The sequence below is a fragment of the Bifidobacterium mongoliense DSM 21395 genome, assembly GCF_000741285.1.
Classification (GTDB): Bacteria; Actinomycetota; Actinomycetes; order Actinomycetales; family Bifidobacteriaceae; genus Bifidobacterium; species Bifidobacterium mongoliense.
This window is the reverse complement of the sequence record NZ_JGZE01000012.1, coordinates 63,165-80,457: the sequence shown is the minus strand read 5'-3', so window position 1 is coordinate 80,457 and position 17,293 is coordinate 63,165. Positions and strand designations below refer to the sequence as shown.

The 17,293-nt window shown below is 64.4% G+C and carries 13 protein-coding genes; 1 reads left to right on the top strand and 12 read right to left on the bottom strand.

Annotated elements, in window-relative coordinates; translation table 11 throughout:
- Positions 1-33: 33 nt before the first annotated feature.
- The 7 genes from BMON_RS05785 to BMON_RS05755 all read right to left on the bottom strand — a co-directional run bounded on the left by BMON_RS05785 (position 34) and on the right by BMON_RS05755 (position 9,989).
- Positions 34-1,347: a homoserine dehydrogenase gene (locus BMON_RS05785; protein WP_033511460.1), complete on the bottom strand. Its 1,314-nt coding sequence runs from the start codon at positions 1,345-1,347 to the stop codon at positions 34-36.
- 137 nt (positions 1,348-1,484) lie between these two features.
- Positions 1,485-3,011 carry a diaminopimelate decarboxylase family protein gene (locus BMON_RS05780; protein ID WP_420307685.1) on the bottom strand — a complete coding sequence of 509 codons (1,527 nt, stop codon included), beginning with the start codon at positions 3,009-3,011 and terminating at the stop codon, positions 1,485-1,487.
- Positions 3,012-3,133: 122 nt separating this feature from the next.
- Entirely contained in the window at positions 3,134-4,930 is a 1,797-nt protein-coding gene (gene argS / locus BMON_RS05775) for an arginine--tRNA ligase (RefSeq protein ID WP_033511457.1), read from the bottom strand.
- A 102-nt stretch (positions 4,931-5,032) separates the two neighbouring features.
- Entirely contained in the window at positions 5,033-6,616 is a 1,584-nt protein-coding gene (locus tag BMON_RS05770; protein ID WP_051917935.1) for a glycoside hydrolase family 30 protein, read from the bottom strand.
- 35 nt (positions 6,617-6,651) lie between these two features.
- Positions 6,652-7,056, bottom strand: a complete 405-nt coding sequence (locus tag BMON_RS05765; protein ID WP_033511456.1) for a Rid family detoxifying hydrolase — start codon at positions 7,054-7,056, stop codon at positions 6,652-6,654.
- A 127-nt stretch (positions 7,057-7,183) separates the two neighbouring features.
- Positions 7,184-8,710, bottom strand: coding sequence for a sucrose phosphorylase (gtfA, locus tag BMON_RS05760; RefSeq protein ID WP_033511455.1), 1,527 nt, complete (start codon positions 8,708-8,710; stop codon positions 7,184-7,186).
- Between the two features lie 118 nt (positions 8,711-8,828).
- A complete protein-coding gene (locus tag BMON_RS05755; RefSeq protein ID WP_033511453.1) occupies positions 8,829-9,989 on the bottom strand; it encodes a LacI family DNA-binding transcriptional regulator in 1,161 nt (386 codons plus the stop codon).
- A gap of 699 nt (positions 9,990-10,688) precedes the next feature.
- Between BMON_RS05755 and BMON_RS05750 the strand changes: the two genes are divergently transcribed.
- Positions 10,689-11,060: a hypothetical protein gene (locus BMON_RS05750; protein WP_033511451.1), complete on the top strand. Its 372-nt coding sequence runs from the start codon at positions 10,689-10,691 to the stop codon at positions 11,058-11,060.
- Between the two features lie 30 nt (positions 11,061-11,090).
- On the opposite strand, the gene BMON_RS05745 is transcribed toward BMON_RS05750, so the two are convergent.
- The 5 genes from BMON_RS05745 to BMON_RS05725 all read right to left on the bottom strand — a co-directional run bounded on the left by BMON_RS05745 (position 11,091) and on the right by BMON_RS05725 (position 17,195).
- Complete coding sequence (locus tag BMON_RS05745) at positions 11,091-11,780, bottom strand: ABC transporter ATP-binding protein (RefSeq protein ID WP_081882928.1); 690 nt, start codon at positions 11,778-11,780, stop codon at positions 11,091-11,093.
- Between the two features lie 9 nt (positions 11,781-11,789).
- Positions 11,790-12,458: a hypothetical protein gene (locus BMON_RS09270; protein WP_051917934.1), complete on the bottom strand. Its 669-nt coding sequence runs from the start codon at positions 12,456-12,458 to the stop codon at positions 11,790-11,792.
- Positions 12,459-12,484: 26 nt separating this feature from the next.
- Positions 12,485-13,171 (bottom strand): hypothetical protein, encoded by a 687-nt coding sequence (locus tag BMON_RS05735; protein WP_033511449.1) that lies wholly within the window; start codon positions 13,169-13,171, stop codon positions 12,485-12,487.
- Entirely contained in the window at positions 13,161-13,961 is an 801-nt protein-coding gene (locus tag BMON_RS05730) for a hypothetical protein (protein WP_152595703.1), read from the bottom strand. Before BMON_RS05730 ends, BMON_RS05735 begins: the two co-directional genes overlap by 11 nt.
- Positions 13,962-14,285: 324 nt before the next feature.
- Positions 14,286-17,195, bottom strand: a complete 2,910-nt coding sequence (locus tag BMON_RS05725; RefSeq protein WP_051917933.1) for a phosphatase PAP2 family protein — start codon at positions 17,193-17,195, stop codon at positions 14,286-14,288.
- Positions 17,196-17,293 lie beyond the last annotated feature (98 nt).

Genomic DNA, 17,293 nt, shown 5'->3' with positions numbered 1-17,293 from the left:
TCCTTGTCCGTCTGGGCGGCCATGCCCGCCGCCTTAGGCCAACACCCGGAGCACCGATGGTGTCCCGGTTACGAAATCGAGTCCCTGCACCGCCTTCACGGTGGTGCGCAGGGTCTGTTCGTCGCATTGGTGCGTCACGAGACGCAGCTGCTGGAGCTCACCGGAATACCCCGGATCGTGCCGGGTGGGGGTGAGGTCCTGATTGACGCCGTTGATCGAAATGCCGTGGTCGGAGAACTCCCGTGCGATGGCGGCCAGCACACCGGGCTTGTCGTGGATGACGAAGCGCACGGCGAACGCGGCCTTGGCCGCATCGAGCGGCGCCTTGGGCAGGTCGAGATACATGGGGATGCTCGGTCCGGTGCAGCCCTGGGCGATGTGCCGGGCTTCGGTGACGACGTCGCCCACGACTGCCGAGGCCGTCGGTGCGCCGCCCGCGCCGCGCCCGTAGAACATGAGGTCGCCGGCGGCCCGAGCATGGATGAAGATGGCGTTGAAACTGCCGTGCACGGAGGCGAGCGGATGGCGTTCGTCGATCAGCGCGGGGTACACGCGTGCGGAGACCCCGGACTCGTCGTTCTCCATGACGGCGAGCAGCTTGATGACCTTGTGCTCGGCGGTGGCCGCCTCGATGTCCTCCGCGGTGATGCTGGTGATGCCCTCGGCGGTCACGTCGCGGAGGACGACGTTGGTGTGGAAGGCGAGCGTCGCCATGATGGCGGCCTTGTTGGCCGCGTCCTCACCCTCGATGTCGCCGGTGGGGTCGGCTTCCGCATAGCCCTGTTCCTGTGCCTGCTTCAGGGCCACGTCGAAATCGAGCCCTTCGGTGGTCATCTGGTCAAGGATGTAGTTCGTGGTGCCGTTGACGATGCCGAGCATCCACTCGACCCGGTCGCCGGCGAGGGATTCGCGCAGCGGGTGCACGATGGGGATCGCGCCGCCCACGGCCGCCTCGAAGTACAGGTCGACGCCGTGCGCCGCGGCCGTACGGTACAGTTCGGGACCATAGGTGGCCAGCAGCGCCTTGTTGGCGGTGACCACGCTCGCCCCGGATTCCATGGCCAGGGTGACCATCGTCCTCGCCGGTTCGAGCCCCCCGAAGAGTTCCACGACGATGTCGGCACGGCGGCACAGCGCCTCGGTGTCGGTCGTCAACAGACCGTGATCAAGCCAGGGGAAATCGACGTCGTCGGGATTGCGGCACGCCACGCCGACGAGTTCGATGGCCCTGCCGACGCGCGCGGAAAGCTCCTCGCAATCCTCGATCAGCAGACGCGCGGTTTCGGAACCCACCGTCCCGATGCCCAGCAATCCGATGCGTATGGGGTTCTCGTTGTCAGATGCCACGTGTGCCCTCCTTGAGGTCATATCGATGCAGGGTGCGGCCCGCATGTCTAGGCTAACTGTACGTCATCGTGCGCCCGCGCCCCCGGACTATCCGAGATCGAGGCCAAGCAGGTCGTCGATCGTCTGGCGACGGATCATCACATGGCTCCGGCTTCGCCGACGCCGACCACGGCGGGGATGAGCGCTTGATTGTAGTTGCTGGCCATGGTCCGACCGTAGGCGCCGGTGACCGGGATGGCGAGCACGTCCCCGCGGCGCAGGTCGGCGGGCAGGGGGCATTCGTGCACGAGGATGTCGCCGGATTCGCAGTGCATGCCGACCACGCGCGCCGTCATCGATGTCTCGGATCCTGCCCTGTTCGCCAGACGCGCGGTGTATTCGGCGTCGTACAGGGCCGGGCGGATGTTGTCGCTCATGCCGCCGTCGACCGACACGTACACGCGTTGCGCCAACGGCCGACCGGCGCGATCCAGCGTCCCGGCCGGCAACGCGACGTGCTTGACGGTGCCTACCGTGTAGAGCGTGACCCCTGCGGGCGCCACGATCCACCGACCCGGTTCGAAGGAGATGTTCGGTTCGGGCATGCCCAGCGCGGTGTTGGCGTCGGTCACCACGGCGGCCAGACGAGCGAGCTCGCGCCCGACGTCCATGGCGTCCTCGTCATCGGTGTAGGCCACGGAGAAGCCGCCGCCCAGATCGACCTCGGGAAGCATGTAGGCGGTGGCGTCATAGCAGGTGCGCCGCAGCAGCATCATGCGTTTCGCCGCTTCGATGAAGGCTCCGGCATCATGGATCTGCGAACCGATATGCGAATGGATGCCGACGAGCTCCAGATCAGGCTTCAGGGCCAATATGGCCCGGAGCACGCCGAGCGCCGGACCCTGCGAGACCGCGGTCATGGCGGCGATCAACCGATGCTGGTCCTCGTCCACGGCCGACCGGTCCAGATCGTAGGGATAGCGCATCCGATAGCGCGGCGCTGATCCGACATCGCCGTCCGGCCTGCCGTCGGCTTCACCGTCGCTCTGGCCGCCGTGACCCCCATGATGGTCGATGAGCCGGTCGATGACGTCGATGACCGACGGATCGACGCCCGCGGAGAGCAGCCCCACGCCGAACTTCTGATCCTCGTGGGCGGTGGAGATGTATTCGTGGCCTCCGGCGTGGATGCCCACGGTGACGCGGAGCATGACCTTGGCCCGCTTGCCCAGTCGGTGGGCGATGGCCGCGATCCTGGCGGGTTCGTCGGGCGAGTCCACGACGATCTTGGCGAAGCCTTCGCGCACCGCGAGCTCGATCTCGGCGTCGCTTTTGTTGTTGCCATGCAGCACCAGGCGACGGCCGGGCACTCCGGCTCCCAGGGCGATGCGCATCTCGCCCATGGTGCAGGTGTCCACGAACATGCCCTCGCCCGTGACCAGGCGCAGGACCTCCTTGGAGATGAACGATTTGGCCGCGAAACTCACGTGGGTGGTGGTGTGCGCAAAGGCCTCGGCCGCAGCCCGCACGAATCGCCGGGCGCGGGTGCGGATCTCATCGGTGTCGACCACGTACAGCGGGGAGCCGAATTCCCGCACCAACGACTGCGCGGTATGCCCGTGGAAGGTCACCTCGCCACGCTCATCCACCGCACTCGCCTCAGGCCAGATCGATGTCACTGCCATATCGTCGCTCCCCCATCATCCCGCGGCATCATGGGCCGCGTACCGTTACCTCACCCTATCGTCGGCGACGCCCATCGGCACATGCCATCGTGCAGGACACAGCCAAGCGGGCATAACCGGGATCACATATGTTCGGGCGCTTGGACGCCGAGCAGATCGAGACCGGCCGCGATCGTCATCCGTGCGGCGTCGTTGAGCTTGAGCCGTGCCGCGGCGCGGGACGCCTGCGGGGCCTTGGACCGACGCAACGCCTCACGACGCTCCTCGGGCAGCTCCTCCTCCTGGCCGGTGAGGGCCATGGGCACGACGCGCTCGAGGTTGTACCACTTGTGGTAGGCGCCCGCAAGCTCCTCGAGGTAGTGGGCGATGCGATGCGGGGCATGCAGGTCGCCGGCCTGGGCCACGACGGCGGGCCACTGCGCGAGTGCGGCGAGCACCTCGCCGTCGGACGGCGAATCCAGGAGGGCCAGATCCGCCGCCGAGGCGTCGATGCCTGCGGCCTGTGCGTTGCGATCGACGTTGCAGGCGCGCGCGTGGGCGTACTGCACGTAATAGACCGGGTTGTCATTGCTGTGCGAGGCGAGCAGGTTCAAGTCGATGTCGACGCTCGTGTTGTAGTCGGTGCGGGCCAGCGAATACCGGGCGGCGTCCACGCCGATCGCCTCGAGCAGATCGTCGATGGTCACGACGTTGCCGGCGCGCTTCGACATCCGCACCGCCTTGCCGTCCTTCATCACGTTGACCAGCTGCCCGATGAGAATCTGCATGTTCTCGCCCGGCTTGTCGCCGAACGCGGCGCACATGGCCATCATGCGGCCGATGTAGCCGTGGTGGTCGGCGCCGAGCATGTAGATCGCCACGTCGGCGGGCTTCACGGCACGATGCCGCTTGTTCCAGTAGTAGGCGATGTCGGCGGCAAAGTAGGCGTAGTCGCCGTCGGATTTGATGATGACGCGGTCCTTGTCGTCGCCGTGCTTGGTGGAGGCGAACCAGGTGGCGCCGTCCTTCTCGTAGATGTCGCCCTGGGCGCGCAACACGGCGAAGGCCTTCTCAACCTCGCCGTCCGCGTACAGGCTGTTCTCATGGAACCACACGTCGTACGCGACGCGGAACTCGGCCATGGACTGCTGGATCTCGGCGAACATCATGGGCACGGCGCGCTTGCGGAACTCCTCGCGCTGTGCGGAGTCGCCCTCGCCCAGCGGCTCCCCCTCTTTGTCAGCTCCGGCGTCGATACGCGGCAGCGCGAGGATGTCGAGCCCGTCGGCCTGCGCCTCCTCGATGACCCGCTGGGCGATCTCGTCGATGTAGGCGCCCTTATACCCGTCCGCCGGGGTCGTTTCGCCGTGCGCGGCGGCGACCAACGATTTGGCGAAGCGGTTGATCTGCTCGCCGTGGTCGTTGAAGTAGTATTCGCGCACCACCGTCGCGCCGTTGGCCTCCAGCACCCTCGCCATGGAGTCGCCGACCGCGGCCCATCGCACGCCGCCGATGTGGATCGGCCCGGTGGGGTTGGCGGAGACAAACTCGAGGTTGAGTGTCCGGCCCGACAGGTGCGTGTTCCTGCCATAGTCGCCGTGCTGCGCCAGGACTTGGTCGACCACGGCGGCCGCCGAGGCGGAATCCAACGTGATGTTGATGAAGCCGGGGCCGGCGACCTCGACGCCCGCGACGCCCTGGGCCCCCTCGAGCTCATCGGCGAAGAGCTGGGCGAGATCGCGCGGCTTCATGCCGGCCTTCTTGGCCAGCTGCATGGCCACGTTGGAGGCCCAATCCCCGTGGGCACGATCGCGTGGCCGCATGACGGCCAGTCGGTCCACACCGGGGATGAGCTCATCGGTCAGCGCGCCGGCGGCGCCGCTGGCGACGAGATGATGCGCGATGGTTGCAATCAGTTCACTTAATGCTTCAGGACTCATTCTTCACAGTCTACCGGCGCAGGTGACAGGCCGCCGCGCGGCGACGCCCCCGACCACACCGGCGTGTGGCGCACACACCGAAGGCACGTCTGGGCGAACCGATCAGGCCCCCGACCACACCGCGGTCGACAGCGAATATGGCGGCAGGTTCACGACCCATCGGCGCCCCGCCTCCTCGACGACGACATCGCGCGCCCCGGCGCGGTCGTTGATCATCACCAGCACCCGCCGGTCCGTAGGCGTCACGAAGGCGACGTGCGCCGGCACGCCATCGCGGGCGTCGTCCCTGGTCTCGACCACGAACGACCCGGCCGGCACGAACCGGCTGCAATGCCCCAGCGCATAGTAGTCGGCGTTGGCCCGCCAGGTGCCGTCGTCGAGCACGGTGAGCAGACCGCGGTTGAGCGAATGCCCCTCGGCGCTGTTGCGATAGTAGTAGTCCGGTCCACCACGTTCGTCGAGGACGACGTTCCAGAGGATCACGGCCTGCGCCCAGTGGTTGAGCATGGCCACGATGCGCCGGCCCATGGTCAGCAGTGCGTCCCTCCACAGCCTCGGCCCCCATTCGCCGCCCGAGGCCTCCGTGACCCAGATGCCGTGGTCGGGCCAGTACCGGTGGATGGCGGTCATCGTCGCCGGGTCGCCGCCGTAGTAATGCCACGCCGACCCCGCCAGGGCGGCCTTAGCCCGCTCGTCGGCATACAGCGACCTCACGAACCCGCCGTCCGGGTAGCGCGGTGTGGCGTAGTTATGGTCCCAGCCCATCACGCGTATGCCATCCAGGTTGGCCTCGCGCAACCGTGGCGCGAGATACCGGGAGACGAACCGGGCCTGTTGCGCCGGCGTCATAGCCATCGACGGCCATATGGACTGCGCGTTATCGGGCTCGTTGACGGGCGTCAGGCCGAAGACGTCAAGGCCGCAATCCCGGTAGTGCGCACAGAATGCGGTGAGATAGCGTGCATAGGCGTCATAGCAGGACCGCCGCAGGTAACCCTGCACGTGCGGCCATGCACGCCACTGGCCAAGCACGCTGCCGTTCGTCTTCATCCACCATGGGGCGCTCCACGCCGAGGCAATGATACGCAGACGCTGATGCGTGGGGCGCGGTTCGGTGAGACGCGGTTCGGCAGGAGATGACTCGGTGGGGTGCGGCCCATGGCCCCGCTCACCTTCCGCGGATTCGAACACCGGTGCCACTCCGGCCGCCATGCGGCCTGTGTCTCCTCCCGCCACGGCCCGTGCGGCCGCGAGCACCATCGGCAGGATGCGGCGATCCTCCTCACCGAAATCCAATGAGTGCAGCCGTCGGTCGGGTAAACGGCGCAGAAAACGGTACGGTGCCGTGACATGGTCGGATGGGCCGATCGGCTGGCGCAGCAGGGACAGTCCGATGCCGTCATGCGGATCGAACACGGCTCGTATCATGCCCTCCCGGTCCCGCACACGGTTGGACCACAGCCATGCGCAGGCTTCAGTGATCGAAGCGCCGAATCCGTCGATGCGTTGCCGTCGGCGGGAAGGATCCACATGGATGCAGGGCAATGCAGACCGGTGTTCGGCCGCGGTATCGCGAACCGCCGCATCGGCAACAGACCGTTCCGTCATGGTGTCGAGCAGCCCGGAGTCGTCGGGCGCGGCCCGGGTGCACCACAGCTTCATCGAGGATGCGGGGTCGGCACTCATGGCGTTCAATGCGGTCGAAAGGGGCAGCGAAATATTCAGGCCAGGGCGATGGCGTCGATCTCGACCAGCGCACCCTTCGGTATGGCGTTGCCGCCGATGGCCACCCGCGCGGGACGCACGCCCGAGTCGAAGACCTCGGCGTAGACGGCGTCGACCTCGCTGAAATCAGCGATGTCGGCCAGGTAGATCGTCGCACGCACGACGCGGCTCATGTCGGATTCCGCCGCACGCAGGATCCCGGCGATATTGCGCAATGCCTGCCGCGCCTGCTCACCGGCGCTCGGCCCGGCCAGCTCCCCCGTCGCCGGGTCGAGGCCCAGCTGTCCGGAGACGAAGACGAACCCGTTCGCCTTCACCGCCTGGCTGTACGCACCCAATGCCGCGGGGGCCTCATCCGTGGCCACACGCTGCTGCGCCTGGTTCGTCGTTTCGTTCCCCATATTGTCCTCCTGAGTCCGGGTCTGAGTCCGATGTATCACGTCGGGCGTTCCGGCCGTCACCCGTATCGAGTCATATGTGACGGCCTACGCCCGATGCCTAGCCGTTGCCTATGCGCGCTCCGGCGACCTACTTGATCGGGTCGGCGATCAGATCGTCCGTGCGATGCTCGCCATCGGCGTCGCTCCACCGCAGCGAGATGACCGAATCGGTGTCATCGGCGCCGAGACCGCGGGCCGGATCGAAGACCAACGTCGCGCTGGTGTGCTCGCCCTTCCAAGAGAGCTCGATCGGCGCGGACTGCGCATCATGACCGGCGTCGTCGACGCGGTACGAGAACGTGCCGTCGAAGGCGTCGAGGGTGTTGCGCAGACGGCACAGGGCATTGAGTGCCTGAACCACGGGGCGCTGCAGGTTCTCGTCGATCTCCGCCGTGGAATAGTAGTGGCGGTTGATGTCACGACCGTTGTTCGTCCGATGCAGCAGCTCCATGTCGTTGGCGCCGACCATGGCCCCCACGTAGTACACCTGCGGTATCCCCGGCACGAAGAACTGCACCGCGCGCGCGGCGAGGTAATGCTGGTCGTTGCGGCCCAGCGCGGAGTAGTAGGTCGAATTGACCTGGTACAGATCAAGATTGCTGGCGGCCGCGCCGGTCGCCGCTTCGGACTCGCCATGGGTGTTCGCGTGGATGGTCTTGACCAGGGAGTCGACCTCCTCATCGGGGATGAGCCCGGTGAGGCTGCGGTCGAGCTGATCGGAACCGATATCGATGACGCCGATGCCGTCATGCGTGTCCAGCACGGTGACCGCGTTGTTGGGGCGTGCATCGACCCAGTGCGCGAGTGAGGCGGTGTGCCCCGTGAACAAGGAGTGCAGCAGTAACGGCGGCAGGGCGAAATCGTAGACCCGGTCGACCTTCGAGGCGATGTTGATCTGCTTCTTGTAATGGGAATGGACCTCGATGAGCGTCTCCAACCCACGGTCCTGGGCGGCCTGCCGGATGCGCTCGATCAGACGGAAGGTCTTCGGGGTCATGAAGCAGCTGGAATGGCGCTCCTTGGCGCCATAGCCGACGGCATCGAGCCGGATGTCCTTGACGTGGCTGCGCGACAGGGTGTCGAGAATGGAGGTGAGATACTGCCAGCCCTCGTCGGAATCGGTGTCGATGTCGACCTGCTGGGGCGTGAACGTGGTCCATACCAGGCGGGTCTTGTCGCCCCACCGGTAATGCGTGAACGGCAGGCCCGGACGCGGGCGGTAGATGCCGGCCAGCTCCTCCTCGGTGGCACCTTCAGGGAAGATGCTCGCCATGGTCAGGAACATGCCGTGGTACGGGCTGGACTCGCCGTTGGCCATGACGTCCTGGAACTGCCGGGACTGCCACGACATGTGGTTGACGATCGTGTCGACCATGATCTCGTGGGTGCGGCTCAGCTCGCCGATGTCGTCCCAGGATCCCAACCGGGGATCCACCGTGGTGTGATCGACGGGGTCGAAGCCCGCGTCGGCGCCGTCGAACGGCGTGAAGAACGGTAGGATGTGCACGCCCGTGTACACACCGTCGAACCTGGTGCGCAGGACATTCGTGAACGAGGCGAGGTCGCCGTCGCCAAACCGATTCGCATACGCGATGAGCTGTACCTGATTATGCATGAGACCCCTTTGACGTCATGAGCGGGCAAATGTTGACGAATCGCAGACTCACATCATACGATATCGAACCGGTTTCATACTATCGCACGCATTCGAGGGGCACAACTTACCCACCCTCTCAACGCGTCGTCATGCCAGGCACCATGGCGACGGGGATGACGGCCTCGTGCGACCCGTCGACGCCATCCGGTGCAGCGCCCGCCGCACCGACGCCGGCGGCCGCCACCGGGTCCGAAGCCGACTGTGAGGCGGTTGTCGGAGACGGCGCTGACAACGGTGCACCGCGCGCGGCATCGGCATCGATCGCCTCCAGCATCCTGCGGCCCATCATGGCGGCCATCGCATCGAAGTCCTGCCGCACGGCGGTCATGCGCAAGCCTGCCGTCTGGGTCACATATGTGCCGTCATAGGCGACGACCTGCAGGTCTTGGGGTATGCGCACCCCCCTTCGGAGCGCCTCCTGCACGCCATAGGCCGCACCGACGTCGGGGGCCACGATGGCATCGGCGTCTGGGTACCGTTCGAACACCGCACGGGCGGCGTGTGAGTATCCGGCGAAATCATCGACGTCACCCGACTCGAGGTACGCGCAGCGCACCCCCTCCGCTCCGAGCCGACGCTCCAACTGCAGATAGCGATCCACAGTAGGGAACGTCGTACCGAAGGTACCGCCGACCGGGTCCACGGCGTGCCCGGACGAAGAACGCCCCGACCAATCATGGAACTGCTCCCGCGGACCGCCGATCGCCGCAACGTGTCGGGCGCCCGTACGCAGCAGCAGGTCCGCCACCAGCTCGCCCTCCTGCCGGTGATCCGCCCGAACGACTGGGATGCCCGGCCCCAGATACCGGTCGAAGGCGACGACCGGCCGGCCTATCGACGTCCAATAATCCTTATCATGCGTGGTGTGCGCGGCCATGATGATGCCGTCCATCATGTGGCGGCGCAGCATGTCGACGTACTCCGCCTCGCCGTGACCGGCGTCCGCCGTCGAACACAGCATGGTGCGCAGCCCCTTGTCGGACAGCGCGCGCTGGACGGCGGCCGTCAGCGTGGCAAAGAACGGATGACGAATGGTGGGCACGATCATGCCGATGATGCCGGTGCGACCACGATACAGATTGCGCGCCAACTCGTTGGGGATGTAATCGAGGTCCGCCATGGCGCGCTCGATGCGCCCGCGCATCTCCCTCGACACATACCCGTTGCCGTTCACCACCAACGACACCGTGCTCAGGGAGGCTCCGGCCTTCTTCGCCACATCACGCATACCGACCATAAAATCCCGTATTCTCCTCACATACCACATACCACGCCGACGAGCAGCGCGTCCATTGCCGGTCGTCATGGGCCTTCACGCATGACCTCCGCGGGCGCCGCAGCCGTCATGACCGCGGGCGAAGGTTCATCATACGCACTCGTGACAGCCCCGTCCATCGTGACACTGAGCGCTGCACCTGCCGGAGAGCTCCGTTCCAGAGGACCGGCGGACGAATGTGGGTTGCCGCGGGACGCGGGACGCCCGGGCCCGCGCATGAGACCCCGGTCACGCCGGGCCATGGGTGCTCGCACGCCCCGCCGTGCGCACCGTCGAGTGCACCGTCGAGCTCCGCGCCTAGTCCGGCCCCGAAATGCTGCGTCGGACACATCCGGAGCCTGTATTTGAGCCCACTCGCGGCGAGCGTGCAAGTTTTGAGAACTTGCCGAAGTAGCAACGCCCCAAATCCTTGGAAAACCGACCGGAATGAAGCCGAAAACGGACCGTCCTACTTCACCAAGTTCTCAAAACTTGCACGCTCGGCTCAGAATCCACTGCAATCCGATCATCACCGCAGAAAACCGGCTTGGCCAAGCCTGCTATTACGCCCCTGAAACAAACAAGCATCAGCATTATATGGGATGATGGGTGCACAAGGTCGGCATCGGGGCGTCCCCAAGTCGTCACGGCGCCGGCACCCGATACCACAGGGAGGCAATCATGACATTGCAACAGCTCAACGACCTGGATCTCGACGCCTTGCGCAATCAGCTCGGCGATCAGTTCACCGGTCAGGCGGACAACCTCAAAGCGGCATGGCGCGACGTCGCGAAGACGGCACAGGCCAAGAATCCGTTGCCCCTGTCCCAACAGGACAAGGAGCACGTCGGCAGCGCACTGGTCGCGTTCGCCGTCACCTCGGTGCTGATGGTCTTCGTGTTCCTCTTCTACCGCGCGATTGTGAAATCGGGCGTGAAGGCCGCGCTCAACGAGCATCACGACGAGATGGTGCGCGAGTGGTCCCGTCATCGCGAGCGCGACGATGCCGGCTCTGACTATACCGACGAGGAACCAGACGATCCGAACGACTGAACGCTCTCGCGGGCGCCGGAACGCGCCGGTTCAGTCAGCCGACTCGTCACCATGCCCGCCAGCAAGAACGACCGCGGGCGATACGACGTGGCCGGTGTCCAAACGGCCGTTTTCCATGGTATAGATATGGTCGCAGACCTGCCTGATCTCGTCATCGTGGTGGGAGGCGATGATCACGGTGGCCCCGCCCTCCCGCTGCCGACCGATTTCCTCGAGAAACGCTGTGACCGATGCGCGGTCGAGCCCGTTGGTCGGTTCGTCGAGGAGCACCAGTCGTTGGTGCTCCATGAGCGCCTGCACGATGGCGAGCTTCTGACGCATGCCCAGTGAATAGGATTTGACCTTTTTGTCGCGGTGTTCGTACAGATCGAACAGGCTCATGAGCCTCAGCGTCTCTCGTGGATCCCAGTCGCCGTCGAGCCCGGCGAGATACTCGAGGTTCTCCATCGCCGTTCTGCCCGCGATGAAGCCCGGCATCTCGATGATCACGCCGACACGCTCGGGCAGGCTTTCGTTGAACACGACGGGCTTGCCGGCGATGGATACGCCTCCGGCGGTGGGGCGTATGAACCCGCACAGGGCCCTCAACAGCATGGTCTTCCCGGAGCCGTTGGGCCCGACGATGCCGTTCACCGTACCTTCCTCGAACCCCACACGAATCGCGTCAAGCACGGTTTTCCCGCCGATGGTCTTCGTGAAGTCGTTGATCTGCACGTACATGTATGCCTCCTACAGCAATTCCTTGTGGTTGAAGATCGTGACGTTGACGCCGGTCAGGCCCACGACCGACACGACGATGATGATGGACCAGTTCGGCACAACTCCCAACGTGTGCCCCACGAATGCATGCTGGACGTCCCCGACGCCCGAATAGCCATATGCCACCACCAGGCATATGAGATACCCCACAGCGCGGCCATCCAACATCCTGGCGATGTTGGCGACCAGGAGCAGGACGATCACCATGCCGGTCGAACACACGAATCCCTCCAGAACATGCCCGTTGAAAGACCCCCGGACCGCCCACCAGGTAATCGCGAGCTGAGGGAACAAGAATGCCAGGGCGTATGCGAGCACCACCGCCAGATAGCGCATGAACCTGCCCAACCCGCGACGTCGCCGGATGTAGACCATCCAGTTGTCCGCAAGCAGATAGTCGCTCGGCTGTTCCAGGGAAAGCAGCACACCGAACATGAGAAAGGCGAATGATGTCATATCGAAGGGAAGCGCCGTATACGGCGTGGCATCCGCCCGGGGCATCATGCCGGGAAACCTGTCGGCATCGGGCACTCCCAGCACATAGGCCAGCAATATGCAGATGTAGATGGAACCCAACGCCACGCGCAGCGCGAGACGATCACGCAGTTGCGCACCGAGGTCAAACCATGGCCGTCGCATGTCAGTCCGTCAATCGTTCATGGTGATCATAGAGGAACCGGTTGGCCATGAACCAGCAGCACGACCGCCCCCACGAACGGCGGCAGTTTTGCGGACGCCAGACCGTCGAACGTAGGCGGCACCAGAGGCAGGAAGTAGAACAACGTCTCCGGTATGATCTCCGCCCAGTTGTGAAACACCCAATTGCAGACGAGCAGGAACAGCAACATGGCGGACATGGCCTTGCCCCATGACACGCCGGCGTTGATCGGCAGAAACTGGACGAACCCGATGACGATGAGTTCCATGAAAGTGTTCATCAGCATCTGCGCGAACACCGCCACGCTCACACCCAGGGGGATGTCCCATGTTCTTCCGGAGAGGAGGAACTCGACCCCACACCATGAGAGCAATCCGAACAACGCCACGGCGGCGGCACACTGCACCATCCAGATGACATTGGCCCCGAGTTCGTGATGCGCCGAAACCCTTACCCGTTCAAAGGCCTCATACCGCGTGGCTCCTGCGCAGAACACAATCAGAAAGGGGCAAATCTCGGGAGTGGCGAACGCATTCACATTGAGGAAATAATCGATGGAGGACGCCGCTGTGGGCACATTGGGATCCACGAACTGATACACTCTCGTGCCGACCGAGAGCAGCACGAACGTCAACAGAACCAGCTTGGCGATGAGGTTCATCCGTTGCCAGCGCATCATCACATCAGAACGCATCCCGGGCACGCTTCCGCATGTATAACGCGGCCACGATCGCGGCCAGCACCGGCAGGGTGAGCGCGGCGCCGAGCTCGTTGGGGGGTCTGTTCGCCACGCCGAAATGCAGGAAATTGATGTAGCACAGTCCATACACGTCGAACACCCCCGCGAAACCCCACACCGCCACGGTGAGGATGATGGGCGCCAGCACCTCGATGTAGCGTGTACGCGTGAAGAACGAAACGCTAACGGCGACATCAGCCATGAGGCCGGCAAGGACAAACACATAGATGACCGTGAGTACAAGCAGCAGAATCTGATTGTATCGGTATATGCCATACACCCACGAGCGACTGTCGATGAGCGGATAGTTGTAGGCATTGAGGACGCCTTCGACGAACCACATATGGGGGCGGTGAATCACGGCGATGACCAGACTGACCATGAGCGGGGTGATACCCGCACAACCGCCGAGGATGAATCCCGAGAGCAACGAGGTGCGCGCAATGCGATCATGGGGGGTGCGCGTCTGGATCAGGCCGAGCCGCCCGCTGAGGCGTTCATCGGAGTAGATGCTGCCTCCGATGAACGCCGCCAGGAACGGCAGCACCACGAGATAGATATTCGATCCCCGTCCGAAATAGCTGAACAACAGCATGTAGTTGAAGAAATTCGGGTTCGGTTGCAGCAACTTCCATGGCATATAGAATGCGGTGCGGTATTGCAACAGCAAGATGAGCACCGTCGCCACCGCGACGACGCCCCACTTCCAGCTGAGGAACCCCGATCTCAGCTGTCTTCTCAGCAACGCAACCATACGCCACCCTCTGTCGACATTGACGTTATGAGCTATCTTCGATGGCTACAGTACCCCCCTCTTACCATCGCAACCAGAAGGCTCTGCCCATCCAAATCAGGCGGTCGAGCAACGGCCTTTCACCGTTCACGGCGTCACGATATGCACAGCCACTGACGGGACCTGCATGCGTCCCGTCGGCACATGCACGACGGTGCCGTGCCGAATCCTCATAACCATACGAGTGGCGGCCGGGACACGGAATGCTCCGCGCCTCAGCCGCCATATCGGTATCGACTCACCTGGCTCAACGCCACACGGCGCCGAGTGCTGGGATCATCGGCGAAGGCGCCGGTAGCCGATCACCTCGAGCGTCACCGTGCCGATGATGACCAGCGTGACCAGCAAGGTGGCGATCGGCGCGAGGCTCGAACCGGTGGTCGCCAGGCCGGCATGCTTGGATCCCACGGTCTTCGTTCCCGTCGCGGAACCATCCTGGGCGGTCGGCTTCGGCTTCACGGTGTTGTCGTTGTGCGACGGCTGCTGACCCGCAGACTGCCCGGTATCCCCGGTGTCTCCAGGATGCCCGGCATTCCCGCCGCCGGTCGTCGCGCGGACCACCGAAGCGGTGGCCTGCCCGGGTTCGACGCTCTTGATCTTCGTGCCGTCGGCGCTGAGCGTGACCTTGGCGCTGTAGGCCGCGGCCAGATCGATGCGCGCCCAGCCCTGGCTGGAGGCGTCGAGCGGGTAGCCCGAACCACCTTCGGTCGCGGCCAGCACGGCCTTCTTCTGATCCTTGGTCAGCGCGGAGAAGGCAGTGACGTTGTCCAGTAGATTGACCGCCTGATCCGGCACCACGGGAGCGGCATCCGCCGCACCGGTCTTCTCGAATCCGTAGGACATGCGGGCCTTATAGGCCGCGATGGCGGAGGTCCGGTCGGTTACCGGCTTGGTCGAAACCTCGTCGACGAAGGCGTTGGCGTAGCCCTGGTTGGCATTGGCACCGGTGGTGTCGATGCACTGCTGCAGGGTGTCGCCGTGCTTGTCGGCCTTGCACTGCGCGGTGAGAAGCGAGACCAGCTCGGCGCGGGCATCGGCGTTCTGCTGGCGTGCGGTGTCGTCGTTCAGCGCGGTGGCGACCCCGTACTGCCCGGCGATATGCCCGCCGAGAATATCGAGCGGGTAGTGCACGCCCAGCACGATGCGGTTGTTGCCCGCTTCGGAGACTCGCGTCATGATCTCGGGACCGAGCTCAGGCAGGATGCTCGCCAGACCGGTGCCCTGGGTGAACGCGAACGTGGTGTGTCCGGAGGGGAACGAACCGGAGTTGTACAGGTCGGCGTATTCGTCGACGTTGGCCGACCCATCGCCCCAATTGAAGTCGGAGTACGCCGGCACCTTGTCGATGGTGAGCGTCTGTTTGAGCCCGTTGAGGTTCAGCGTCGTGCCCACGTAGTTCTGACGATCGATGTAGGGCCTCGGGTGCTGGTAGGTGGCCTTGGCGTTGCTTGTGGAGGCGGACTTGTTCATCGCCGCCAGGTATTGGGCGGTCTTCGGCAGCTTGCCGGCGTCCATGGCCTTCTTGTAGTAGCTTCCCAGCACCGGGCCGAGAGCGTCGTACAGGGTGTTGGTGGAATTCATCTGCGCGTCGGATACGGCACGGGCGCCCTGACCGTCCTTGCCCTCGGCGAAGGCCTTGTTGTTGATGGACTCGGTCAGCTCGTCGTCATGCTTGAGCACGGCCTTGCTGGCGTCCGTCACGCCGACGCCCGCCTTCCAGTAGGTGTTGAAGTCGGTGAGCAGCGAGGTGACGCCATCACCGCTGTTGACGACCGTGGTTAGTGGTGCTTTGTTGCCGAACGTGAGGGACAGGATGGTTGACTTGTCGGCGCTGAGCACCACCTTGGCGCTGAATGCCTTGGCGAGGTTGAGCCGCTGATATCCTTGCGAGCTGGCGTCCAGGGGGTAACCGGAGTCGCTTTCCGAAGCGGCCAGCACCTGACGGCGCTGGGCATCGCTCAGATCGGGGAACGCGGTGAGCAGCAGGTTCTCGGCGCCCTGGGGCACCACGGCGGCCTGTCCGGCCTTGGCGGCATCCTGTGCGAATCCGTAGGACATTCTGGCGGTGTAGGCGTCGATGGCCGAAGCGCGGTCCGTGACGGGCTTCGTGGATACGGCGTCGGTGAAGGCGTTGGCATAGCCCTTGGCGCCGTTGGCACCGAGTTTGGCCACGCACGCCCCAACGGTGTCGTAGTCGCTGGACTGCTTGGACACGACGTTATTACTCACACATTTGTTCGCCATGTAGCTCTGGAGCTCGTTGTAAGCGGGCATGAGCTTGTCGGCACGGAATTGGTCATCCGACCATCGGGCGGTGTTGCCCGCCTCACCATCGATGCGCCCGCCCATGATATCGAGCGAGTAATGGACACCAAGCACGATGCGGTTGTTGCCCGCCTCGGAAGCACGTGTGACGATTTCGGTTCCCAACTGCGGGAACAGCGTGGCCAGTCCGACACCGCCGGAGAACGCGTAGGTCGTGTGCCCCGAGGGGAACGAGCCCGAAATCGTCATGCCATCGTAATTGGGGTTGTGCTTCCGGCCCTGCTCATCGGTCCACGCGGGAACTCGCTTGATGTCCAGCGTCGTGTGCAATCCCGCCGCCGGATATCCCGCCTCAGTACGGTCGACGTAGGGGCGCGGGTGATTGAACGTGGTCTTGGCGGTGCCGGTATCGAGATAGTCAGCGACCAAGGAGTTGCCCCTGCCTGAAACCGGGTCGGTACGAGTGAGCAGATCGGCGGTCTTCGACAAGGTGCCGTCGCTGAGACCTTGCGAAAACCACGCTCCCAACTGAGAACCCAGAGCATCGGGGAGAGTCTCGCTCATTTTGTAGTCGGAATCAATCAGCGCACGCTTCTGCTGCTCAGTCGGGGTCACACCATCGCCGCCGGCGGCGGCCGCATTGTTAATCTGCTGTGTGGATTGATCATTGTGGCCGAGAACCTTCGCATCAACCACGGTCCCCTTGCCGAATGATGACGGATCCTTGCTGTTGAATGCATTGGATGGGTTGTAGTAGTCCTTGTACTGCGCAAGCAGATTGACCAGATCGGGTTGGTTCTTATCCGATGGATACGCTGCCTCCGCATGGGCGCTCACGGCTCCGCCCATGATCATCGCCAGGGAGGCGACGGCCACCGTGGCGATTCGCCCGAAGGCGTGACGCGACTTCTGTGTACTCATTCTCTGTCCTTCCGAATTCCATATTCGGCTATCCTCATGAGGCTCCCACCCACGCAACGGGTGTCGGCCATCCTCCTGCGCCCATCGCTCCAATCACA